This window comes from Actinokineospora sp. HUAS TT18, assembly GCF_051364635.1.
Taxonomy (GTDB): domain Bacteria; phylum Actinomycetota; class Actinomycetes; order Mycobacteriales; family Pseudonocardiaceae; genus Actinokineospora.
Genome location: NZ_CP195645.1, coordinates 5,494,438 through 5,516,420 on the forward strand (window position 1 = coordinate 5,494,438; position 21,983 = coordinate 5,516,420).

At 69.7% G+C, this 21,983-nt stretch carries 19 protein-coding genes; 17 read left to right on the top strand and 2 right to left on the bottom strand.

All coding sequences use genetic code 11. The features are described from left to right. The first annotated feature begins 104 nt into the window (after positions 1 to 104). From ACSHT8_RS25375 to mobF, 9 genes are all read left to right on the top strand, one after another. Entirely contained in the window at positions 105 to 446 is a 342-nt protein-coding gene (locus ACSHT8_RS25375) for a helix-turn-helix domain-containing protein (protein WP_436493401.1), read from the top strand. Next, positions 443 to 2,467 (top strand): type IV secretory system conjugative DNA transfer family protein, encoded by a 2,025-nt coding sequence (locus ACSHT8_RS25380; RefSeq protein WP_436493402.1) that lies wholly within the window; start codon positions 443 to 445, stop codon positions 2,465 to 2,467. The genes ACSHT8_RS25375 and ACSHT8_RS25380 overlap by 4 nt, the downstream gene beginning before the upstream one ends. Next, positions 2,464 to 2,844: a hypothetical protein gene (locus ACSHT8_RS25385; protein ID WP_436493403.1), complete on the top strand. Its 381-nt coding sequence runs from the start codon at positions 2,464 to 2,466 to the stop codon at positions 2,842 to 2,844. Before ACSHT8_RS25380 ends, ACSHT8_RS25385 begins: the two co-directional genes overlap by 4 nt. After that, entirely contained in the window at positions 2,841 to 3,257 is a 417-nt protein-coding gene (locus ACSHT8_RS25390; RefSeq protein ID WP_436493404.1) for a hypothetical protein, read from the top strand. Before ACSHT8_RS25385 ends, ACSHT8_RS25390 begins: the two co-directional genes overlap by 4 nt. Continuing rightward, positions 3,254 to 3,922 carry a hypothetical protein gene (locus ACSHT8_RS25395; protein WP_436493405.1) on the top strand — a complete coding sequence of 223 codons (669 nt, stop codon included), beginning with the start codon at positions 3,254 to 3,256 and terminating at the stop codon, positions 3,920 to 3,922. The genes ACSHT8_RS25390 and ACSHT8_RS25395 overlap by 4 nt, the downstream gene beginning before the upstream one ends. Beyond that, on the top strand, positions 3,919 to 4,497 hold the full coding sequence (locus tag ACSHT8_RS25400) for a hypothetical protein (RefSeq protein WP_436493406.1): 579 nt from the start codon (positions 3,919 to 3,921) through the stop codon (positions 4,495 to 4,497). Before ACSHT8_RS25395 ends, ACSHT8_RS25400 begins: the two co-directional genes overlap by 4 nt. Then, positions 4,494 to 6,509 (top strand): hypothetical protein, encoded by a 2,016-nt coding sequence (locus tag ACSHT8_RS25405; protein ID WP_436493407.1) that lies wholly within the window; start codon positions 4,494 to 4,496, stop codon positions 6,507 to 6,509. Before ACSHT8_RS25400 ends, ACSHT8_RS25405 begins: the two co-directional genes overlap by 4 nt. 2 nt (positions 6,510 to 6,511) lie before the next feature. Further along, positions 6,512 to 7,348 carry a hypothetical protein gene (locus tag ACSHT8_RS25410; RefSeq protein WP_436493408.1) on the top strand — a complete coding sequence of 279 codons (837 nt, stop codon included), beginning with the start codon at positions 6,512 to 6,514 and terminating at the stop codon, positions 7,346 to 7,348. Between the two features lie 181 nt (positions 7,349 to 7,529). Further along, positions 7,530 to 11,900 carry a MobF family relaxase gene (gene mobF / locus ACSHT8_RS25415; RefSeq protein WP_436493409.1) on the top strand — a complete coding sequence of 1,457 codons (4,371 nt, stop codon included), beginning with the start codon at positions 7,530 to 7,532 and terminating at the stop codon, positions 11,898 to 11,900. Positions 11,901 to 11,947: 47 nt separating this feature from the next. Here the strand turns inward: mobF and ACSHT8_RS25420 are convergent, their stop codons facing one another. Together ACSHT8_RS25420 and ACSHT8_RS25425 are read right to left on the bottom strand one after the other, a co-directional pair. Beyond that, a complete protein-coding gene (locus ACSHT8_RS25420; protein WP_436493410.1) occupies positions 11,948 to 12,274 on the bottom strand; it encodes a hypothetical protein in 327 nt (108 codons plus the stop codon). A gap of 180 nt (positions 12,275 to 12,454) precedes the next feature. Beyond that, a complete protein-coding gene (locus ACSHT8_RS25425; RefSeq protein WP_436493411.1) occupies positions 12,455 to 12,865 on the bottom strand; it encodes a hypothetical protein in 411 nt (136 codons plus the stop codon). A gap of 380 nt (positions 12,866 to 13,245) precedes the next feature. Here ACSHT8_RS25425 and ACSHT8_RS25430 point away from each other — a divergent pair, with 380 nt between their 5' ends. From ACSHT8_RS25430 to ACSHT8_RS25465, 8 genes are all read left to right on the top strand, one after another. Then, complete coding sequence (locus tag ACSHT8_RS25430) at positions 13,246 to 13,530, top strand: hypothetical protein (RefSeq protein ID WP_436493412.1); 285 nt, start codon at positions 13,246 to 13,248, stop codon at positions 13,528 to 13,530. A gap of 92 nt (positions 13,531 to 13,622) precedes the next feature. Further along, a complete protein-coding gene (locus tag ACSHT8_RS25435) occupies positions 13,623 to 14,309 on the top strand; it encodes a hypothetical protein (RefSeq protein ID WP_436493413.1) in 687 nt (228 codons plus the stop codon). Further along, complete coding sequence (locus tag ACSHT8_RS25440) at positions 14,306 to 14,695, top strand: SLOG family protein (RefSeq protein WP_436493414.1); 390 nt, start codon at positions 14,306 to 14,308, stop codon at positions 14,693 to 14,695. Before ACSHT8_RS25435 ends, ACSHT8_RS25440 begins: the two co-directional genes overlap by 4 nt. Next, a complete protein-coding gene (locus ACSHT8_RS25445; protein WP_436493415.1) occupies positions 14,692 to 16,182 on the top strand; it encodes a DNA cytosine methyltransferase in 1,491 nt (496 codons plus the stop codon). Before ACSHT8_RS25440 ends, ACSHT8_RS25445 begins: the two co-directional genes overlap by 4 nt. A gap of 386 nt (positions 16,183 to 16,568) precedes the next feature. Then, positions 16,569 to 17,777, top strand: coding sequence for an AAA family ATPase (locus ACSHT8_RS25450; RefSeq protein WP_436493416.1), 1,209 nt, complete (start codon positions 16,569 to 16,571; stop codon positions 17,775 to 17,777). After that, on the top strand, positions 17,774 to 18,430 hold the full coding sequence (locus ACSHT8_RS25455; protein ID WP_436493417.1) for a hypothetical protein: 657 nt from the start codon (positions 17,774 to 17,776) through the stop codon (positions 18,428 to 18,430). The genes ACSHT8_RS25450 and ACSHT8_RS25455 overlap by 4 nt, the downstream gene beginning before the upstream one ends. 955 nt (positions 18,431 to 19,385) lie before the next feature. Continuing rightward, positions 19,386 to 20,951 (top strand): TROVE domain-containing protein, encoded by a 1,566-nt coding sequence (locus ACSHT8_RS25460; protein ID WP_436493418.1) that lies wholly within the window; start codon positions 19,386 to 19,388, stop codon positions 20,949 to 20,951. 184 nt (positions 20,952 to 21,135) lie between these two features. Beyond that, a complete protein-coding gene (locus tag ACSHT8_RS25465) occupies positions 21,136 to 21,921 on the top strand; it encodes a PIG-L family deacetylase (RefSeq protein WP_436493419.1) in 786 nt (261 codons plus the stop codon). Positions 21,922 to 21,983: the final 62 nt, after the last annotated feature.

The following is a 21,983-nucleotide window of genomic DNA, read 5'->3' on the forward strand; positions in this document are numbered from 1 at the left end:
CCTGCGCCTTGCTAGCCAGCCTAGACAAGCAGTTGACATGGCTAGGCAACCTAGGTCACTATCAACCTGGCTAGGCAACCTAGAAAACCAATCCAGGGGATCACATGACCACGCAGGTTCACTTCCAAAGCGCGGAAGGCCGACCGGCTGTCCGCGAGTCACTCAAGGACGCGGCGCTGCGCAACGCGCTCCGCAAGCGCGAAGCCGGGGTTCCGACCTACACGGTTCCCGAGGCAGCGGCGCTGCTCAGCATTTCCCAGGAGTACCTCTACCGGCTGATACACGGGGGAGGGTTCCCCGCGATCCACATGAAGCGCGGGACGAACCAGGGCCGTTTTGTGGTTCCGGCACTGGCGGTCGAGCGGTTGTTGGCCGAGGCGTCCGCTGGCTCGACCTGCGTCGACGTCGAGGGCTGGACCGCGACGCTTTCGGGCGGTGCGGCATGAGCGCCGAGGTGAGGTTGAAGGCGTCCGGTGTCGGTATCGCGGCCGGGGTCGCCGGGTGGTTCGTGATGCGGTCGCCGTCGTTTGGCGAGGTCACTCGGTACGGCGCGTGGGCGGTTGTCGTCGGTGCAGCGTTGACCGTGTCGGCGATCGTGTGGCGGGCGAGGAACCCTCGCGCTCGGCTGCTGGTCCTGGCCGTGTTGATCGCGACGACCGGGTTCTGGTTGGGCACCGACGTGGTTCCGGCCGGGACACCGGGCCGGGAACTCGGCATGTTGCTGTCGATCGGTGGCGTCCTGGCCGCGGTGTTGGTCGCGGTTTCGTGGTGGTACTCACGGCGTGGGTCTGCCCAGGTGGTGAACCGGTGGTCGCGAAAGTCGCGCCGCAATGACGGTGTCGCCTCCCCGTGGGCGATCCTGCGGACGGCGTCGTGGTTCGCGGTGCGCCGCCGTGCCGGGGTGGTGCGTCCGTCGCTGGCGGAGTTGTCGTGGTGGCGTCGGTGGCGGACCCCGATCCGTCAGTTCGCGACCCCGGTGGCCCGGGTCGGGATCTTCCGGGTGTGGTCGCTGGTCGAGGACGTCACCCTGCGGTTCGGTGGCCCGCGCACCGGCAAGACGGGCGAGTTGGCGTGCCGGATCTTGGACGCGCCGGGCGCGCTGATCGCCACCTCAACGCGCACGGATCTGATCGACGTGACCGGCGCGGTCCGCGCCCAGCTCGGGCCGGTGCACGTGTTCAACCCCTCCGGTGTCGGTGGTCTGGCCTCGACGATCACGTTCAACCCGCTGTCGGGCTGCGAGGACCCCGCGGTCGCGACGTCTCGCGCGGCGGATCTGCTGTCCGGTGTGTCCTCGCCGGGCGCGGGTGGGGGTGACCGGGAGTTCTGGGCGGGGCAGGCCCGCCGCGTCCTCGCGGCGCTGATGTACGCCGCCGCGTTGGGCAAGGGGTCGATGCGTGATGTGCTGGCGTGGGTGGCCGACCCGGACAACGCCGCGCAGGCGGTGTCGCGGAATCTGCGTCGCCAGCCGGACAAGGCGTGGGAGTCCGACGCCCTGCAGTTCCTCTCCACGAACGAGCGCACGCGGTCGTCGATCTGCTCGACGATCATGCCCGCCCTGGGTTGGCTGACCGATGCGACCGCGGCGAAGGCGGCCGAGGACGGCGAGTTCGACGTCGAGGCCCTGCTCGACACCCGGGGCACCGTCTACATGTTGGGTGCCGAGGACGCGCAGACCGCGCCGCTGGTGACCGCGTTGACCGGGCATATCGCCCGCCAGGCCCGCAAGCTGGCGGGGTTCGCGCCGGGTGGTCGGTTGGATCCGCCGTTGACGTTGGCGCTGGATGAGGCCGCTCTGGTGTGTCCGATCCCGCTGGACAACTGGACCGCCGACATGGGCGGTCGCGGGGTGACCATTCACATCGCGTTGCAGTCCCGCGCGCAGTTGCGCGCGAAGTGGGGCGACACGGGCGCGGGGGCGATCATGAACAACGCCGCCACCCTGTTGATCTTCGGTGGGACGCGGGACCACGACGACCTCAACGCCTACTCCGCTCTGACGGGTGAGCGGGACGAGACGGTCGACACCGTCGACGCCGACCGCAACGTCACCTCGACCACCACCCGCCGCGTTCCGGTGCTCTCGCCGGGGCAGATCGCCCAGTTGCCTGCCGGGCACGTGGTGGTGATCCGCCGGGGCATGGCGCCGGCAGTCGGGAAGACGGAGATGGCGTGGAAGCGCCGCGACGTCCGCAAGGCCAAGCGGTCCGCGCGTTGGCATGAGCGGTTGGACCGGTTCGTGGCGTGGCGGGAGCGGGTCGCCGACGCGGTGGCGCCGTGGATGGCCGCCGCTGGCGACCGGGCAGACGAAATGCGCGCCCAGTTCGCCGAGTTCCGCGCCGCCCGCCAGGCCACCCGGGAGACCGACCGCGCCGCCGCCGACGCCGCGCGCACGGTGCAGGCCGAGATCGTCGAGCTGTCGGAGATGGCCGAGCGCGTCGACGCCGAACGGCGGTGGGACCGATGAGCACAAGGTTGACCACCTGTTGGGTGATCACCCCGTGCGATGTGCACCCCGACGACGTCGAGGGTTTCCCGCACAGCCCGAGCCGGGCCGCCGCCGACGTCGTCTTGGCCCAGGCCGCCGCCCGCGGCGCGTTGTCCCCGACGCCCGACCGTTGGGGTGTCGTGGCGCTGCCGTGGTCGTGCTGGACCGCCTTCTGCACCGGGTGCGGTGTCCCGCTGGACAGCGAGGGCGCCAACCAGGTGTGGCACTTCCGGGGTTGGGCCGAGATCGCCGAGACCGCCGCCACCTGCGACTGGCGGGCGGAGCCGATCACCGCCCGGGTGTGGTGCCCGACCTGCACGCTGGCCGCCGAGACGGACGGGCGGTGGGACCGATGACCCGGCCGGTCAAGGCGTTGAGTGTGGCCCGCCCGTGGGCCGGGCTGATCATCGCCGGTCACAAGCCGGTGGAGAACCGCACCTGGTCGACGACCTTCCGGGGCCTGCTGGTGATCCACGCCAGCCAGCGGTGGGACCGCCGCGGCGCGGAGTTCGCCGCCTCGGTCGGCATGTCCACCACCGTCGCCGACTACCCGACCGGCTACCTGGGCAGCGCCACTCTCGCCGGGATGCACCCGGCCGCCGACTGCCCGCCCTGCTCCCGCTGGGCCGACGAGGCGTGCTGGCACTGGCAACTCACCGACCCGCACGCGTTTCCCCAGCCCGTCGCCGGGCCGGGCCGACTCGGTCTGTTCGCCCCGCCCGCCGACGTCCTCGCCGCCCTGATCAACCGGATGGAGGTGCCCCGATGAGCACCGAACACACCCACCCCGAACACGCCAGCACCAGCGCCGTCGCGGGTTTGGCCCGCGAGGTCGAGGCGCTGCGCCGGACGGTGGACCCGCTGCCCGGTCGCACCCGCGAGGTCGGCGACCACGTCACCCGCATCGCCGGTCAGGTCCAGGAGTTGGCGGAGACGGTGGCGCGGAAGAACACGCGGGCGGAGAAGGTCGCCGCCCCGTCGTGGCTGACCCTGCCGTCCGATGTGGACACCGTCGCCGCCGTGTTGAACGACCTGTGCAAGTGGATGAGCACCGTCTACCTGCGTTACGCCGACGCGGCGGCGTCGCTGCCCGCGTGTTGGTTGTGGCACCCCGATGTGGTGGAGGAACTGGTGTGGTTGATGCACGCCTGGATCGCCGCCTACGACGACGACGGCGCCTCCGCCCTCGCCGCTGGCGACTGGCATGACCGCTACCGGCCGGGGGTGGTGCGGCGGATCAAGACCACCGCCGGGACCTGCTCGCTGGAGTCGCACACCGACCCGCACGCGGGGCCGCGGGTGCCGTTGGTGGAGGCCGCCGAGGCGATCGTCGACTGGTGGGGCAGCACCCGCACCGCACATGCCCCGGCGCCGAGCGAGGCGCACCTGCTCGCCGCCGAACCGACGCCGGTGTGGGCGGGTGGTCGGCGATGACCGCGACCCTTCCCGCCCTGCACAACGACGACCGCGCCCGCGGGCAGCGTGGGGTGGAGCGGTTGGCGGCGGTGGTCGATCGGGTCGCCAACCAGCTGGCCGACCACCTGACCGACCGCTGCTGCACGGCGGCGCCGCCGGTGTCGTGGTTGGCGTTGCCCGCCGACTCCGCCCTCGCCGAACGTGTGCTCACCGACCTGTGCGAGTGGATGACCACGGTGTTCCTGCGCTACGCCGACGCCGCCGCGGTGTTGCCGGAGTGCTGGGTGTGGCACCCCGACGTCGTTGAGGAACTGCTGTGGCTGAGCCTGACCTGGCAGGCCGCCCAGCGTGATCTGCCGCTGCTCGCGGAGTGGCACGACCGCTACCGCCCTGGCGTGGTCCGCCGGATCAAGGCCACCGCCGGGACCTGCTCGCTGGAATCGCACACCCGACCTCGTCCAGCGCCGCGCGCGCCGCTGGCCGACGCGGTCGGGGTGATCGCCCACTGGTGGGCCGTCGACCGCACCGCGCCCGCCCCCGAACCCACCGCCGCGCACTACGCAGCCGCCGACACCGTTGGGAGCCCGTCATGACCAACCCTCACCACCTGACCGGCGACCCCGGACTCGACAACGCTGTGGCCCTGTACACCTTCTATGACCCGGCCGCCGAGCAGGAACGCGCCGACCGGGCGCCGAGGTTCCGGGGCCTTCCCGCGCTGCCCGAGGACGTCTCCACCGTGGAGGAGTTGTTCGAGTTCGGGCACTGCAACGCGCTGGCGTTGGCGTTGCACGAGCGGACCGGGTGGCCGATCGTCGGCCTGGTCGGGCAGCGCCACGGCGAGGCCAACCACTATCTGGTGCGCCGCCCCGACGGGCTGCTGGTTGATGTGCGTGGCGCGCGCACCGAGGCCGAGGTCCTGGCCCAGTGGGGCGAGGGCGCCCCCGCCGGGTTCTACACCGTCGAGGACACCGACGCCGCGCAGCTGTGGGCCGAGGCCCACAGCGGCGACATGGAAGACCCCGCCCCCGTCTGGGACGTGGCTCAGGCGGTGACTTCGCATCTGCTTGCCACCCCCGAGTCGGACCACCCCCTGGACCGGGTTTCGCAGCTGGATGTGGAGTTGGCGCGCGCGTTCCCGCAGGTCGCCCCGGAGCAGCGCCACGCCCACCAGCGCGCCGAGGAGTTCCAGGCGACGTTGGCGGAGTGGATCGCCGAGGAGACGGCGACCGGCCGCAACCACGACCCCCACGACCGGACCGGTGCCGGTGAACGGGTGGATCTCGCGGGTCGGGTGTTCGTGCCGCACCTGCTGTCGCTGGCCGAGCCCACGGCCTACTACGCCGAGGCCGGGTGCGCCGACTGCGCCGGTGCCGGGCAGGTCCCCGCCCACCCCGCCGACCCTGACGACGGTCGGGGTGAGCCGGTGTGCGCGTGTGTGGTCGGGGTGCCCGTCGCGCCCGGTGACCCGCACCAGCCGCCGACCCCCGCCGAGATGTGGGCCGAGGTCGACGACATCACCGCGGCTGTGACCCCGGAGGTGGTGTTCGCCGAGGAGATCGACGCGTTCGACTACCGGGAACCCGGGTGGGACGACTACGACGAGATCGACGACGGCGACCCGATCCTCGACGAGGCCGCGCCCGGCGCCGACCAGTGGCGGCCCAGGGTGGCCGAGCCGTGGGCGCCCGCCGACAGCGCCGCCCGCGCCGAACGCGCCGCCGCCCTGGTCGAGGCTCGCCGTGCCGCGGTGGAGGAGGCCGCCCGGCTGCGTATCCCCGGCAAGGTGCTGCTCGACCACTTCACGTTCACCGACACCACCGCCTTCTACGCCAACGTCGATTGCGCCCGCTGCGACGGCGACGGCCTGATCCCCACCACCGACCACGACGACGGCCACGGCGACACCGACACGTGCCCGTGCGTGACCCAGACCAACCCCAGCGAACTGCGCGCCGCCGCCAACCCGGTCGACACCGCGGTCGACGACGCGCTCGACGACGCGGTCGACGACGTGGTTGACGACGATCTGGGGGCGACGTCGTGCCGGTGCTGTGGTGGCGAGTTCCGCCTCCCGGTCGACGAGGACGTGGACCTGTGCACGACGTGCGCGGAGGGGGAGCGCGCGTTCGACGACACCACCGACCGCGTCGTTGATGACCCCGACCAGGTTGACGGGGACTACTTGGATGACGCCTACGTGTTCACCTCCCCTGAGCCCGACAGCCCGTGGGGCAGCTCGACCAGCGTGCCGCCCGACCCGTCCAGCGGGACCGCTGTCGACCCGTGGCGCGCGCCCGCGGCCGAGGCGTGGACCGGTCCCCGGCGCGAGGTCGTCCCGTCGGCCGATCCGGCGCCGTGGGAGGGCGAGCCCCAGTGGCCAGACACCCAGGACATCACCTCCCGCGGCCCGAGCAGGGAGCAGGACCAGTCGAGCCGACTCGACGAGGTCCTGCGCAGCGCCGAGGCCGCGTGCGACCGCATCGACACCGTCCTCGCCGACACCGCCCACACGACCGACCGCGAGCGGCAGACGGCCCGCTGGTGCGCCGAGGACCGCGCCCACGAGACCCACGCGGCTCAGGCCGAGGAGATGGAGATCTAGCGATGAGCACGCCCAACACGGACTCGCGCCGGGAGTGGAAGACGCTGGCCGCCTTGTGGGGGCCGGGGTTCCTGGTGGCCCTGGCCGCCGGCGCGGCGACCGCGCACGGCCTGTTCGAGGTCGCCCTCGCCGCGGGGACGCCGGTGGTGATCGCCTGGCTGTACCCGTTGATCACCGACGGGTTGGCGATGGTCGCCTACGCCGCCACCGCGAAGCTCGACGGGTCCGGCCGCGCCTACGCGTGGGCCGTCGTCGTCTTGGCCGCCGGGCTCTCGGGTCTGGCGCAGGCGGTGTTCCTGGCCGGTGGGGTCGAGGTTGCGCCGCCGGCGCTGCGGTTCGGGGTGGGGGCGTGGCCGGCGGTCGCGGCGGCGATCGTGGCGCACCTGCTGTTCATGCTCGGCCACGCCCGCACCGCGTCCACCGCGCCGGCGTCCACCGTCGCCCCGTCCAGTGCGGTCGAGCCCGCGCGTTCAACCACGCCCGTACAACCGGCCGTCCAGTCCGCTGTTCAGCGGACTGTTCAACCCGCTGCCGAGGCCACCGTTCAACTCCCGGCCGTCGCCGTGGAGCCCGCTCGGGTTGAACAGCCTGCGGCGTCGCCGCGTCCGCGTGTTCAGCCGGTGCCGGTGGAGTCGTCCAGCTCACCGGCCAAGGACCGGGCGCGGGCTGCCGCCCGCAGCCACCACCACCGCCACGGAAGCCTGCCGACCGTCACCGAACTGGTGACCATGGCTCAGGTGTCCCGTGGAACCGCCGGAACCGCCCTCCAGGAGCTTCGGGAAACCCCTGCTGATCTTCACCTGGTTGACGACGAGAACCAGCTCAGGAACTCCTCATGACGAACCTAGTTAAGCCACTCCAGTTGACCAGCAAGAAGCCCAGCATTTGTAGTCAGTCCAGTTTTCAAGCCAAGAACAAGGACCAGAGCAGTAGTACACACCTATGCATCACGATCCTGTGGTGGCGGCCGCTGGCGCGGCCTGCGGAAACGGCTGACGCCGTTTCGGGGCGGTGGTCACCATGTTGACCATCTCAAGTGGACACTCCGCGTCGTATCTGACCGACGCGGTGGCGACGGGTCGGGAGAACTACTACACCGGCGCGGTCGCCGCCGGGGAGCCGCCGGGCCGCTGGTCGGGTCGGGGTGCCGCGGCGCTCGGGTTGACCGGGCTGGTGGACACGCAGGACATGACCGCGCTGTATGAGCGGTTCATCGACCCGCGCGACCCGGGGTTCAAGAACCCGGCCGAGTGGGACGGTGCGTCCACTCTTGGACACGCTGGACGGGCGTACCTGTCGGCGGAGGAGTTGTACGCGGCGGCGTTGGACGCCGAGCCGGACGCCGACGGTGAACGGCGTGAGGAACTTCGGTTGGAGTCGGCTAAACGGGCGCGACGGAACGTGGCGTTTTTGGACGCTACGTTCAGCGTCCAGAAGTCGGTCACTGTCCTGCATGCGGCGTTCGAGGCGCAGCAGGTGGCCGCTGAACGGTTGGCCGCGACCGCGTCCACCGAGACTGAACGGGCGGACGCGTTGGACGCGGCGTCGTCGTGGTCGGCGCACCGCCAAGCGGTGGAGGACGCGATCTGGGCCGGGAACAACGCGGCCCTGGAGTACCTGTCCGACAAGGCCGGGTACTCCCGGGTCGGGCACCACGGCGGTGCCGCGGGCAGGTTCACCGACGCGCACGACTGGACGGTGGCGTCGTTCTTCCAGCACGACTCGCGCGACCACGACCCGCAGCTGCACATCCACAACGCGATCCTCAACCGTGTCCAGGGAGCCGACGGCCAGTGGCGCACCCTCGACGGGCGTGCCCTCTACGCCCACCGCGGCGCCGCGTCGGCGGTGGGGGAGCGCACCACCGAGGAACACCTCGCCAAGGCTCTCGGTGTCCGCTTCGCCACCCGCCCGGACGGCAAGGCCCGCGAGGTCATCGGCGTCGACCAAGCGGTGATGGACCTGTTCAGCTCGCGCAGACGGGCGATCACCAAACGCACCGCCGAGTTGGTCGCCGCGTTCGAGGGCAAGTTCGGGCGCGTCCCGAACTCGCTGGAGCTGGACCGGCTGCAGCGGCAGGCCACGTTCGCCACCCGCCGCGCGAAGTCCCACGACGGCGAGTCCGTCGAGGCCCGGCTGGACCGGTGGGACCGCGAACTGCGCGCCGAGGTCGCCGGCGGGCTGGCCGCCGTCGCCGACGGCGTCCTCGCCCTCGCGATGGACGCCCCCGGGGCCGAGGCGTGGTCACCGGCGGAGGTGATCGAGACCGCGCTCGCCGACGTCCAGGCCAAGAAGGCCGCGTGGACCGCCCCGGACCTCACGCGCGCGATCAGCGACGCCCTGCCCGACCGGTTGGGTGACCTGTCCGGCGCACAGGTCACCGCCCTGCTCGACGGGCTCACCGCCGAGGCGCTCGACCTCGCGGTGCCGCTGGACGCCCAGCGCCCCGGCGAGGTCGACCTGCCCGCCGACCTGCGGCTGGCCAACGGCGGCTCGGTGTATGACGCGCCGGGCCGCAAGCTCTACGCCACCCCCGACCACATCCACACCGAACGCACGTTGGTGGCGTCGGCGACCCGCCGCGGCGCGCCCGCCTTGACCGGCGAGACGGTGGACGCGTTCGTGGACGATTTGGCCGCGCACGGGGTCGAACTCGGGGTGGACCAGGCCGCCGCCGTGCGTGGTGTCCTCACCTCCGGTGCGGCCGTGGAGTCGTTGGTCGGCCCCGCCGGGACCGGCAAGTCGTTCGTGGTCGGTGTCATCGCCAAAGCCTGGACCGACGAGGCCCTGTGGGACGGGCAGCGGCGGCGGGTGATCGGGCTGGCAACCAGCCAGATCGCCACCGAAGTCCTCGCCGGCGAAGGACTCGACGCCCGCAACATCGCCTCCTGGCTCGGCACCCAGCGCCGCCTCGCCCAAGGCCGCCCGTTCGGCGACGACACCGATTGGCGGCTCCGCGCGGGCGATCTGGTCGTGATCGACGAGTCCGCCATGGCCGACACCCCCGCCGTCGCCGAGATCCTCGCCTACGCCGAGCAGGCCGGGGCGAAACCGCTGCTGTCCGGTGACCACCGCCAACTCGCCGCCGTCGGCGCCGCGGGAGCGATGGAGCTGATCGCCGACGCCGGCACCAGCTACGAACTCACCGACGCCCGACGCTTCACCGCCGACTGGGAGAAGGACGCGTCGCTGCGGCTACGGGCCGGGGACGCGACCGTGCTCGCGGAGTATCACCGGCACGGGCGGCTGATCGACGCCGGAACCGTCGCCGACGCCGAAGCCTCCGCCTCCCGCGCGTTCCTCGCCGACACCCTCGCCGGGAAACACTCCCTGCTCATCGTGGACACCAACGAGCAGGCCGCGCGTCTGTCCGGTGAGCTGCGCGCCGAACTCGTCCGACTCGGCAAGGTGGCTGAACATGGTGTGCCGCTGGGACTGCAGGGCACCTTCGCCGGGGTCGGCGACACCGTCCAGGCCCGCCGCAACGGCTGGCACCTCATCGGCCACGACGGCAACCGCCGCGCCCCACTCAACCGCGAGATGTACACCGTGGTCGAGACCCGCCCGGACGGGTCGATGGTCGTCGACCACCAAGGCGAGCGGATCACCCTGCCCGCCGACTACGTCGCCGAACACCTCGCCCTCGGCTACGCCTCCACGGTCAACGCCGACCAAGGGCTGACCGTCGACACCAGCCACCCCGTGATCACACCGGCCACCAGCGCCGAAGCCCAGTACGTGATGCTCACCCGCGGCCGACACACCAACACCGCCCACGTCGCCACCCGCACCGTCCCCGACGACGCGCCTGACTCCAACGACGTCATGCACCGCAGCGCCGCCGCCGTCCTCGCCATGACCCTCGAAGCCGCCGACCCCGCCAAGTCCGCGCTCGCCACCGCCGTCGAGTCCGCCGAGGCCATGGACTCCGTGCGCACACCGGCCGAACTACTGGCCGACGCCGTCGACCTGGCCACCGCCGGACGCACCACCCGCTGGCTCGACGACCTCACCGACGCAGGGCACCTCACCGTCAACCAGCGGCAGCGCCTCGCCGCCGAAGACGCCGGACCCACCCTGTCCCGGCTGCTGCGCCGCGCCGAACTCGCCGGACACGACCCCCGCCAAGTCCTGCACGACGCGGTCACCTCCCGCCCGCTGGCCGGGGCCCGCCAACTCGCCAACGTGCTGCACCACCGCATCACCGACACCGTCCCGTTGGACCCGCAAGGCGACAGCTACACCGACTGGACACCGCGGGTCGACGACCCCGAATGGCAGCGCTACCTCGACACCCTCGCCGCCCGCGCCGACGCGCGCCGCCACGAACTCGGCGAACACACCGCCCAGCAGTGTCCACAGTGGGCGGTCGAGGCGTTCGGGCCGATCCCCGAAGATGTGGCGGGGCGGCGCGAGTGGGTCGTTAGGGCGGGCGTCGTCGCCGCGCACCGTGAGTTGTCGGGCCACGTCGATGACGTCGAGGCACTCGGTGCCGCCCCGAAACCGGGCCAGGTCGAGGCGTACGCGTCGTGGCGGGCGGCGTGGCGGGCGCTCGACCGGCCCGAGGTCGACCGCGACGAACTGGAGATGAGCGACGGCCAACTCCACATGCGCGTGCGCGCCTACCAGCGCGAAACCACCTGGGCACCCAAGTACGTCGGCGAGGAACTCGCCGGAACCCGCCAAACCGCCCAACAACACCGCCACACCGCCGAACTCCGCCGCGCCGAAGCACAAGCCGCCACCGACGAAGCCGAACGGCAGCGACTCGAAACCGAAGCCGCCGACGCCGACGCGTTGGCCACGATGCTCAACGGCCGGGCCGCGTTGCTCGCCGACGCCGACGACGCGCGGGCAACGTGGTTCGCCCACACCGCCGAGACCCGCGCCGCACACGACCGCGCCAAGGCCGAACTCTCCGCCCGCCGCGCCGCCGACGGCTACGACGACGAGCCGGTCACCGCCGACGAATGGCTCGCCGCCCACCAGCAGGCGACCGCGGCCGAGGACGTCGACCGTGCGGTGGTCGACGAGGTCGACCTGGTCGACGTCAACCGGCAGCGCGCGAACGAGTTGACCGAGGTCGAGCCGATTCCGCACGTTGACGCCGCCGAGATCGCAGTCGAGGACATCCGGGTCGCCGCCGAGACCGAACCGCCCGTCGTCGAGTCCGACGTCGTGCGCGTGCCCAGCGCCGACGAGACAGCCGAGACGATCGCCCGCGCCCAGCGCGCACTCGCCGAGATCCACGCCCGCCACGAGGCCGACGCCCAGCGCGCCGCCGACGAAGCCCGCGCCGAGCAACTCGCCCGGTGGGCCGTCGACGACGCCGCCAACGCGGCTGCCGAGGCGAGCAACGACGACGTGCTCGAACGCGGCGGCACCTGGTGAACCCGATGTCCGATCGACCCGCGCGCCACCGCTTAGGGCCGCGCGGGTCAGTCGGGCAGAAAGGGCGCGTTCGCGACCATGCGCAGATACGGGAGGTCGTCGAGTTCGGCCGAGCGGGTCGGCGCCCCGGACACCCGCAGAACCCAGGCGTGACGCGCGGGCCGGTCGGGGTGCGCCGCCGCGCACGGCACGCACGACACGACGACCAGGCCGCCGTGCTCGACGGCCCGATAGCCCTCCTGGCCGACCTGATGCTCACCGCTTCGGCAGGTCGCCGGGAACACGCTCACCCGGTTGCCCAAGCCGTCCCCTCGATACACCACATCCCCGTGCGGAGTGATCACATTGTCGCTGGTCTCAGCCCTGCCGCCCATGCCGGAAGCATAACCCGTAATCGCACATATGTTCGACTTGAGGCTATGGTGTCGCAGGCTCGCGGCAACCGGGCCGACGGGGATGGTCGACCCGCCGACGAGCCGCGCGAACTCCGGCGGGCGCGCCTCGAACCCGCGCTCGCCGGAGTCATCAGCTCCGCCGAGTTTCCGTGTGCCCGCTCAGCCCGCGGCCGGGACGTCGATCGGTGGGACGCCGGAACGGCGCCACACCCAGTTCAGCGTCGCCACCACCGCCTCGATCCACCCGGGCCGGTTCGCCACCCACTCGGGCACCGGGCGGCGCATTGCCAGCAGCTCCGCCGCCAAACATTCCTCGACGATCAGCTCCTCATGCGCCGAAGCGGACCGTTCAGTCACCGGCGAAGACTGGACATACCAGCGGCCAGTCGCCGGCCGCACCGTCGCGTTGGCGATCCATCGGCAGGTCATCACCACACCAGCGAGGCGCCAATCGCGCGGATGCGCTTCGGACTCGCGCTCAGCGGCGAGCCAGACCCGCGCGAACTCCACGCGCGGCACCCGCAGGTTGCCACGGGGGATGTTGTCGAAGTCCGCGCCGGACAGCTCCATGGTTCCGATGGTCGCACAGCGCACCGACAAGTGTTGTCCGCCAACGGGTAGGGATGGCCCTCCCTCTGCGGGAGGGGGACGGTGCCGGCCTGCGGCCGGCGCTTCTCCTTCTACAACGCGGCAAACGTAGCTCATCGCCTTGGTGGGGGCACACAAGTCCGGCTACCACGACGCCACCTCACCGGCAAGGGGTCCAAAAGATCTTGGCCGCAAAGAGCGCGCGTCCAAGATCTTTTGGCCTGATCCCTTGCCGGTGAGCCTCCGGCGACGTGGTGGCCTGCGCCCGCGGTCAGGCCCCCCAAGGGCGGGGGGACCAGACCACCGGCCCAAAGGCCGCGCAAAGCCAAAACCGCCAGGCAGTTCCCGGAAGGACTCCCGAGATGGCTCTCACCACCACTGAGATCGACGCCAGGATCCGCGCCGCCTACTTCCAGCTCGCGCCCAAGCGCCAGGCGTGGGTCGGCATGGTCGACCTGCGCGCCCAGCTCGCCGACATCCCCCGCGACGAGGTCGACGACACGCTGCGCCACATGTCCCGCACCGACGGGCAGCGCGTGATCCTCGCCCCCGAGTCCAACCGCAAGGTCCTCACCCAGGCCCACCACGACGCCGCGGTCCGTTTCGGCGGCGACGACAACCACCTGCTGGTGATCCTGCCCGACTGACACAGCCCGGGGGAGGCCACGCCCGCCCGGTGTGGCCTCCCCGAGCCCGGTCTCGAACCCCACCCCGATCAGACCCCTTGAAGGGACAACCCATGAAGTGCGTCGCCCACGACATCGACTACTGCACCACCTGCAACAAGCCGACCCCGCCGCCGGTGCTGCTTCCGCTCAAGGCGTTCACCGCGTCGATGGAGGGCTGGACCGCCGACCCGAACAGCCTCGACGGCTGGCCCAACACCGTCACCGTGGCCGCCGTCGAGGGCTCGCAGCCGGTCCAGGTCGCGCCGACCTGCGGTGATTGCGTGGAGGGGCGCTGCCACTGGGGCGGCGCCGAATCCGACGAGTCGACGGCAGCCGCCGCAGCCGGGCACGACTACGTGTCCCCGTCCGGCCCCTGCGGGTGTGACCGGCACGAGGCCAGCGTCCGCGCCCGCACCACCGGCACCGGCACCGGCGTGGAGGACATCGACGAGGGCTACGCCGACCAGTTCGGCACCCGACACCTGGTGGAGATCGACACCAACTACAAGGCCACCCGAGTAGGCCAGCACCCCGTGCGCCTCACCCGCGGCGACGCCGTCGCCCTGGCCGCCCACGTGCTGGCCGCGACCGAGGACACCTTCCACATGTCCCGCGTCGGCCGCCTGCGCGCCGCCGAGGCCGCCGCCCTGCTCGGCGAACTGGACCGGGTGGAGTACGCGCTGCAGGAACTGCGCGACCACGCGCTGGAAGACCTTCTCAGCGACACCGCCCTCGACACAAACGAGGAGCAGCTGTGACCGCCGACGTCCGCCGGGTCCTGATCACTGGGTCGCGCACTTGGACCCACACCGGCGCGATCCGCGCGGCCCTGGCCGCCGTGTGGGCGCCCGACGTGGTGCTGGTGACCGGCGGCTGCCCGCGCGGCGCCGACTTCCTGGCTGAGCAGTGCTGGACCCGGTGGGGCGGTGTCGTGGAGCGGCATCCCGCCGACTGGGCCGCGCACGGCCGGGCCGCCGGGTTCCGGCGCAACCAGCACATGGTCGACCTGGGCGCCGACGTGTGTCTGGCGTTCATCCACGAGTGCAGCCGCTGCGCCACCCATTGCGTCGAGGCCGCCCGCCGGGCCGGGATCCCCGTGCGCCTGCAGCGCGAAGACACCATCGAGCGGGGAGCCCAGCCGTGACTCTGACCTTCACCGACATTTTCTGCGGCGCCGGCGGCAGCTCGATCGGGCTCACCGCGGCCGGGTTCGAGTTGAAGCTGGCCGCCAACCACTGGGACCGGGCGATCGCCACGCACGCCGCGAACTTCCCCGCCGCCGAGCACCTGTGCGCCGACGTCTCCAACTACGAGATGCGGCGACTGCCGCGCACGGATGTGTTGTGGGCGTCGCCGATCTGCACCGAGATCAGCCCCGCCGGCGGTCGCCGCCGCACCAGCCGCCAACTAGACCTCCTGGAGCAGGGGCCGATCGCCTCCGCCGGGTTCGAGCGCACCCGCGCCACCTTCCACGACGTGATCCGCGCGACCGAGGTCCACCGCTACCGCGTGGTGCTGGTGGAGAACGTCGTCGACGTGGCCACCGACTGGGAACTGTTCGACTGGTGGCTCGCCGGAATGAAGACGCTGGGCTACACCGTCCAGTTCGTGTCGGTCAGCTCGGCGCACGTGGGTGGGAAGGGCAACCCGCACGCCCCGCAATGGCGCGACCGGCTCTACATGGTCTTCACCCGCGACGGAATCAAGAAGCCCGACGTCGAACCCCGACCGCTCGCCTGGTGCACCGTGTGCGACAAGCAAGTCCGGGCACGGCAGGCGTGGCGCAAGCAGCGCGTGCGGAAGATCGGCAAGTACCGGCGGCAATACGACTACCGCTGCCCCAACAGCACGTGCCGCCACGCCCTGGTCGAGCCCTACGTGCTGCCCGCAGCGGCGGCGATCGACTGGACCGACCTCGGTGTGCGCATCGGCGAGCGCGCCGACCACGGCCTACCCGCGTTGCGGCCGAACACACTGCGCCGCATCCAGACCGGGCTCGACCTGTTCGGCGAACCCACCATGGTCACCGTCAACCACACCGGCCACAACGACCACGGCCGTGCCTACCCGGCCGCCTCCGGGCCCCTGCCCACCCGCACCGCCAAGATCGGCGACGGCCTCGCCAGCCCGCCATTCCTCGTCCCGTCCGGCGGCACCTGGCGGGAAGACCCGACCAGCGTCGGGGTGCCGATGCCTGCCCGCACCACGCGGGAGAACGACGCCATCCTCTGCCCACCCGCGGGCGGGGCGTTCTACGTGAAGAACTACGGCGGCCACGCCGACCCCAAACACATGGTCAAACCGGTCGACAAGCAGCCGCTCGGCACAGTCACCGCCTCCGACCACCACGCCCTGGTCATCCCGTACCGACGCGGCGCCAAACCCCACCGCCTCGACCAGCCGATCTCCACAGTCGCCACCCGCGAGCAGCACGCCCTCATGCACCCCGCCGTCGCCGTCGAGGACTGCCGCTACCGGATGCTGCGCCCCCGCGAGCAGCTGCGCGCCCAGCGCTTCCCCGACAGCTACCTGGTCACCGGCAACATCGGCGAACAGACCATGCAGGCCGGCAACGCCGTCTCCAGCAACGTCGCCCAATGGCTCGCCCACCAGGTCGCCCAAGTTCTCTAACCCGCCCGCCGACGCGGCCTAGGAGGGGGTGAATCCGATGGCCTGCACCCACTGGAGCTTCTACGTCCTCGCCGGAATCGCCACCTGCCTGGACTGCGGGTACCAATGGCACATCTGACCGAGCCCGGACCGTCCTGGGCGCCGCCCCGAGGTCCACATCTACGAAGTGCCGTGTCGACTACGGCCGATTGCACGACGAGCCACAGTCTCCCGCCCAAAAGCGTCGCGCGGGCACTGTGGCCTATCTGCAGAGCTAATCAGCTGGTGGGTTTGCCACCGCAACCGCTTCTGGAGGTGGACCACCGTCACAGCCGCCGCCGGGTGGCTGCCTCCTGCTTCAGGGTGTTTGGCTGGCAAAAGGCGACGCGCTGGTTACACTCCTGGTCATGGCAGTTGATGCTCCCCCGTACTTGCTGCGCTTGCACGTGCGTAACTTTCGAAGTCTTCGATCTGTAGATCTAGAGTTGGGGGCTCTGAATGTGCTTGTAGGGCCTAATGGTGCGGGTAAGTCGAACCTCCTCGATGTGATCAGCTTTCTAGGTGATTCCGTCAGGCAGGACATCGGCCCCGCCATTAGCAAGAGGGGGGGCATAAACCGTGTGAGATTTCGTGGTCAAGGAAGATCTGGCGCGGTGCTCATAACTGTTGAGACCGCTGTCACTAAGCATAGTAGTCCGAAAGCGTCCGACCAGTACACGCTGTCGTTCTACCCGATGCCTAGGAAAGACGGATCGTTCTACTTGCGACGCCGTGAGGAGTTCTTGTTCAAAAGAACACCCGGTCGCGGCCGGAGAATTACCATCTCAGGTGGCGATATCTCTGTTCTTGACGACAATGAAAAGCCGTCGCTGCGTCAAAATACGCTGAGGTCAGACTCGCTCGGCTTGTCCACGTTACCGAAATTGGGAGTGGGGAGTGGAGGCGAGCAGGTCAACGAAATCGCCGAGTTGTTCGCTAGCTTCCGCGTGTTCGATGTAAACGTTGAGCGCGCTCGGCAGCCGAGCAGCGTGGTCGCTGACATGCATATCAACGATGACGCGTCCAACCTCGCGGCCTTCCTCTATTACCTACAACATTGGCACGCACCTGTTTTTGACGAACTGGTCGAGGATGCGCGGTTCTTTATACCTGGTTTGAAGGCAATCGAGTTTAGCGAGATCGGAGGTGCTGGCCCGGCGACGGTGGTGCGGATTGCTGAGCAAGGTCTCCGGGCGCCTACTGACCTAGCTGACATGTCGTACGGGTCCATAAGGGCGCTTGCGCTGCTTGCACTTCTGTACGATCCTGAGCCACCTCAGCTCACGTGCATTGAGGAAATTGACCACGGCCTGCATCCCCATGTGCTTGACCGATTGGTTGAACTTCTGAGACGAGCATCGAAGCGGACGCAATTGCTAATTGCGACGCATTCTCCACCGCTGGTAAATCGACTCAACGCTGATGAATTGATTATTTGTGAACGTCAAGACGACGCGTCGTCGCTAATCCCTGCTACTGATCCGCAACTCATTCGCGAGATTGAGACGGACCTGCAGGGCGAGATGGGCCTAGGGGAGATCTGGTTCAGTGGCGCGTTGGGTGGTGTCCCGGAGTGAGCAGGGGCAGGAATGACAAGTTGATCGCGTTTTTCGGCGAGGACCTCAACGACTCGAATTCGTTGAGAATCCTTTTCGAGGCGCTTAGGCCCGACCTGGGGGTGTGTAAGACAAGGTCATTCAAGAAACCTTTGACTCTCGTTAAGGGGATTGATCTGGCGAAGCAGCGGGCGCGCTCGCGTACCTTGCGAAAGTTCGTCGCCTCCCTCGCTAATCATCTCGACGTCGTGATAGCTGTTCTTCATGAGGACGCGGATGCGATAGAGCCGGCGCATGTTCCAATCTCGGATCAGATCTTGAAGAACTACAGTGGCCTTCCCTGCTTGGTCATCGCCGCCGTTCCGGCGTGGGAAATGGAATCCTGGTGGTTTTTGTTTCCAAAAGCGGTTGCAGCGGTTAACTCCGGGTGGCGCGAACCGTCCGACTATGTTGGTCGGGACACGGGAAAGATACGAAATAGCAAGGAAGTGTTGAAGGTCAAGACGCGTCCCGCTGTGAGAAGGGGGTTGCAGGCGAAGGTTCGGGACTATGAGGAGTCGGACTCCGTAAAGATCGCGCAGAATATCGTCACGTTAGGGCTAATTGACCAGCCAGCCGGAAAGTCGGAGAGCTGGGACTCGTTCGTGGCCCAAGCTAAGGCGGTGACCTCGTGACGTCCTCGACGCCGATCCGGGGCGCCTGTTGGTCCTAGGCCAGGGTCGATCGTCCGAGTGTGTTCTCGTTGGCTCAGGGAGGCAGCAGATCTTGGATCTTCCGCAACTCGATCACCATCGCCGCCTTCGCAAGGTACTTCGCAACGCGCGCAGCGCGCTCCTTGTTTGGTTTGGTCATTGGTGATCACCTCCTTCTTGCTGATCGTGACCTCGTCGACCGGCTTGGATCCTGCGACTTGCCGCAATGCCGACATAACGGGATACGAAACAGAGCGCGAAGGCGAGACCAAGTTCCAGAAGACCATTAAGATCCACTGTTCCCGAGGCCAGTTCTGCGACCTCCCTCAGCCAACGAGGGATCATGATGATAGCTGCTCCGCGGCGACGAAGATAGCGTCGTCGGCGACGAGACCCTCCTGGACTGCACCGATCGGCGCTGCTCTTGCTCGCGTGCTGGCGCTGCCCATGCTTGTAGCCCATCCGGCCCGGGTGACTGCAGCGATGACTGCAAACCCCGGTTGTGAGGAGGCACTGGGGGCATGGGAGCCACAAGCCAGGTCGCTCCGACGTGCATAGAACGTGCGGTAGTACGCTGGCCAGCGCACTTGTAAGCGAAAGGTTAGGGGTTCAAGTCCCCTCACCGGCTCCACATAAATCAGCTGCCTCGGCGGCGCGTCGGTTGTTACGGTTCCACCGCACTCCCGGTGTGCGGCCTGCGGTTACTTCAACTGTAAATTGATCCGCGGGCGATTTGATCTCGGGAGTCGCGGACTTCGGCGGTGCCCGGTGCGCAGGCAACGGTTACTTCCATCTCGAATATGGGCAGGTGCGGGTTCGAATCCCGCCACCGACGAGAGTCGGTGTAGCTCAACGGCAGAGCGGCTTGTCACCGTGGCCGACTTTGATCTCGGGCCCCGCAGAAGTCCGCGACTCCCCATCTTTCTGGGGAACAGAAGTGAGCAAGTTCAACCTCGCCTCCGTGCGCGCCGCCGTTCGGTCGGTGATCGTCACCGACAAGACCCCGTCCGGGACCACCCACGAAGGTGGCGCCGGGTACGCGCGTGACGCCAAGTCTGAGTTGTTTCTGCTGGCTGTGAGCAACATGGTCGGCGAGAACACCTTCTACGAGTCCGCCGACAAGCGCGACACCCGGTACGCCGAGCTGGTCGCCAAGGCCGCCGTGGAGGACCCCGACTGGACCGTGCGGTTCCTCGGCTGGCTGCGGACCGAGGCGAACCTGCGCACCGCCGCTCTCGTGGGTGCCGCGGAGTATGTCCGTGCCCGGCAGGGGATGCCCGCGCACGGCAACCGGGCTGTCATCGCGGGCGTGCTCCAGCGGGCCGACGAGCCCGGCGAACTGCTCGCCTACTGGACCAGCGTGCACGGCCGCAACGTGCCGAAGCCCGTCAAGCGGGGGATCGCCGACGCCATCAACCGGCTCTACGACGAGCGGGCGCTGCTCAAGTGGGACAGCGACGCCCGTGGGTTCCGCATGGGTGACGTCATCGAGCTTGTCCACCCGACTCCGGTCGCGCCGTGGCAGGGGGAGCTGTTCCGGCACGCCATCGATCGGCGGCACAAGCGGGACAACCCGATCCCGGCTGAGCTGAGCGTGCTGACCGCGCGGGCCCGGCTCATGGCGATGCCCATTGCCGAGCGGCGACAAGCACTGGAGCCGCAGGCACTCCGGGCGGCGGGGATGACGTGGGAGTCGGTCGCCGGGTGGCTGCAAGGCCCGCTCGACGCGGGTGCGTGGGAGGCGATGATCCCGAGCATGGGGTACATGGCCCTGCTGCGGAACCTGCGCAACTTCGACGAGGCGGGCGTGTCCGACGAGGTCGCCGCGCAGGTGGCGGCCCGGCTGTCCGACCCGGCTCAGGTCGCGCGGTCGCGGCAGCTGCCGATGCGGTTCCTGTCGGCCTACCGGGCCGCGCCGTCGCTGCGGTGGGGGCACGCGTTGGACCTGGCGCTGGCCGCGTCGCTGGACAGTGTGCCCCGGCTCGCCGGGCGGACGCTGATCCTGGTCGACACGTCCGGCTCGATGGCCGGCGTCTTCTCCCGGGACGGGTCGCTGCGCCGGTGGGACGCGGCGGCGGTGTTCGGCATCGCGCTCGGGGCGCGGTGCGACAAGGCCGACGTGGTCTCGTTCTCCAGCGCCTACCACGGCGCGCCGACCAAGCGGTTCCCGCTGCGCAAGGGGGAGTCGCTGCTGCGGGCCGTCGAGCGGTGGAAGGACGGCGGCTACTTCCTCAACGGGGGCACCGACACCCCCGGCGCGGTCAAGGCCCACCTGCGTGGGCACGACCGGCTCGTCATCATCACCGACGAGCAGTCGCGTGGGGACGTCGGCGCCGCGGTGCCCGCCGACCTGCCGTTCTACACGTGGAACCTGGCGGGCTACCAGCACGGGCACGCGCCGAGCGGGCTCGGGAAGCGGCACACCTTCGGCGGGCTGACCGACGCGGCGTTCGGGATGATCCCGCTGCTGGAGGCCGGGCGGAACGCCGACTGGCCGTTCTGACGACATAGGGAACGGCCCCGGAGCTGGGGGTCCGCCGGGGCCGTTCTCCCACTGAATCGCGCGGCGTCGCCGTTCGTTTCACTCAGGTTCAGGAAATCTTGTAACGTCCTGTGTGGACACCTTGTGAACTGGGCATCGAACAAAGTTCGACCCACCGTCGGTGAGATCGTCTACCGTCGATGACATGGCTACATTGGTGACGTTCCACGCCCACCCCGACGACGAGTGCATCGCGACCGGCGGTGTCATGCGCAAGGCCGCCGACGAGGGGCACCGGGTCGTGTTGGTGGTGGCGACCCGCGGTGAGATGGGTGAGGTGCCCGACGGCTTCCTCGGCGCGGATGAGCAGCTCTGGCAGCGGCGGGTGGAGGAGACCAACGCCGCCGCCGAGATCCTCGGGGTGCAGCGCGTCGAGTTCCTCGGCTACCAGGACTCCGGAATGATGGGCGAGCCCTCCAACGACGCCGAAGGGTCCTTCTGGACCGCCGACGTCGAGGAGGCCGCGGGCAGGCTGGCGAAGATCCTGGCCGACGAGCGGGCCGACGTGCTCACCATCTACGACGACAACGGCGGCTACGGCCACCCCGACCACATCCAGGTCCACCGGGTCGGCGTCCGCGCCGCCGAGTTGGCGGGCGTCGAGCGGGTCTTCCAGGCGACGATGAACCGCGACGAGATCCGGCGCCACCAGCAGGCCGCCGCCGAGCAGGGCGAGTCCGACTTCGGGCCGCCGGAGGACATGGAGATCGGCAAGCCGGAGGCCGAGATCACCGCCGCGGTCGACGTGACCCCGTACCTCAAGCACAAGCGGGCGGCGATGCGGGCGCACGCGAGCCAGATCTCCGAGGAGTCGTTCTTCCTGGCGATGCCGGATGAGACCTTCGCCATTGCCTTCGGCACGGAATGGTTCATTCGCCAAGGCCAGGGCCCCGGCATCACCGAGACCGACCTGCTGCCGACCACAGCCTGAGTGACCTGCGCGTTCGCCGCTCGTTGTGGTACACCAGAGATCCCAGCGAGGCAGGAGGGCGC

Coding starts and splice junctions, on each gene's coding strand:
- mobF (WP_436493409.1), top strand. CDS start 7,530: ATGTTGACCATCTCAAGTGGACACTCCGCGTCGTATCTGACCGACGCG.
- ACSHT8_RS25425 (WP_436493411.1), bottom strand. CDS start 12,865: ATGGAGCTGTCCGGCGCGGACTTCGACAACATCCCCCGTGGCAACCTG.
- ACSHT8_RS25465 (WP_436493419.1), top strand. CDS start 21,136: ATGGCTACATTGGTGACGTTCCACGCCCACCCCGACGACGAGTGCATC.
- ACSHT8_RS25410 (WP_436493408.1), top strand. CDS start 6,512: ATGAGCACGCCCAACACGGACTCGCGCCGGGAGTGGAAGACGCTGGCC.
- ACSHT8_RS25400 (WP_436493406.1), top strand. CDS start 3,919: ATGACCGCGACCCTTCCCGCCCTGCACAACGACGACCGCGCCCGCGGG.
- ACSHT8_RS25450 (WP_436493416.1), top strand. CDS start 16,569: ATGGCAGTTGATGCTCCCCCGTACTTGCTGCGCTTGCACGTGCGTAAC.
- ACSHT8_RS25430 (WP_436493412.1), top strand. CDS start 13,246: ATGGCTCTCACCACCACTGAGATCGACGCCAGGATCCGCGCCGCCTAC.
- ACSHT8_RS25375 (WP_436493401.1), top strand. CDS start 105: ATGACCACGCAGGTTCACTTCCAAAGCGCGGAAGGCCGACCGGCTGTC.
- ACSHT8_RS25395 (WP_436493405.1), top strand. CDS start 3,254: ATGAGCACCGAACACACCCACCCCGAACACGCCAGCACCAGCGCCGTC.
- ACSHT8_RS25390 (WP_436493404.1), top strand. CDS start 2,841: ATGACCCGGCCGGTCAAGGCGTTGAGTGTGGCCCGCCCGTGGGCCGGG.
- ACSHT8_RS25380 (WP_436493402.1), top strand. CDS start 443: ATGAGCGCCGAGGTGAGGTTGAAGGCGTCCGGTGTCGGTATCGCGGCC.
- ACSHT8_RS25385 (WP_436493403.1), top strand. CDS start 2,464: ATGAGCACAAGGTTGACCACCTGTTGGGTGATCACCCCGTGCGATGTG.
- ACSHT8_RS25405 (WP_436493407.1), top strand. CDS start 4,494: ATGACCAACCCTCACCACCTGACCGGCGACCCCGGACTCGACAACGCT.
- ACSHT8_RS25435 (WP_436493413.1), top strand. CDS start 13,623: ATGAAGTGCGTCGCCCACGACATCGACTACTGCACCACCTGCAACAAG.
- ACSHT8_RS25420 (WP_436493410.1), bottom strand. CDS start 12,274: ATGGGCGGCAGGGCTGAGACCAGCGACAATGTGATCACTCCGCACGGG.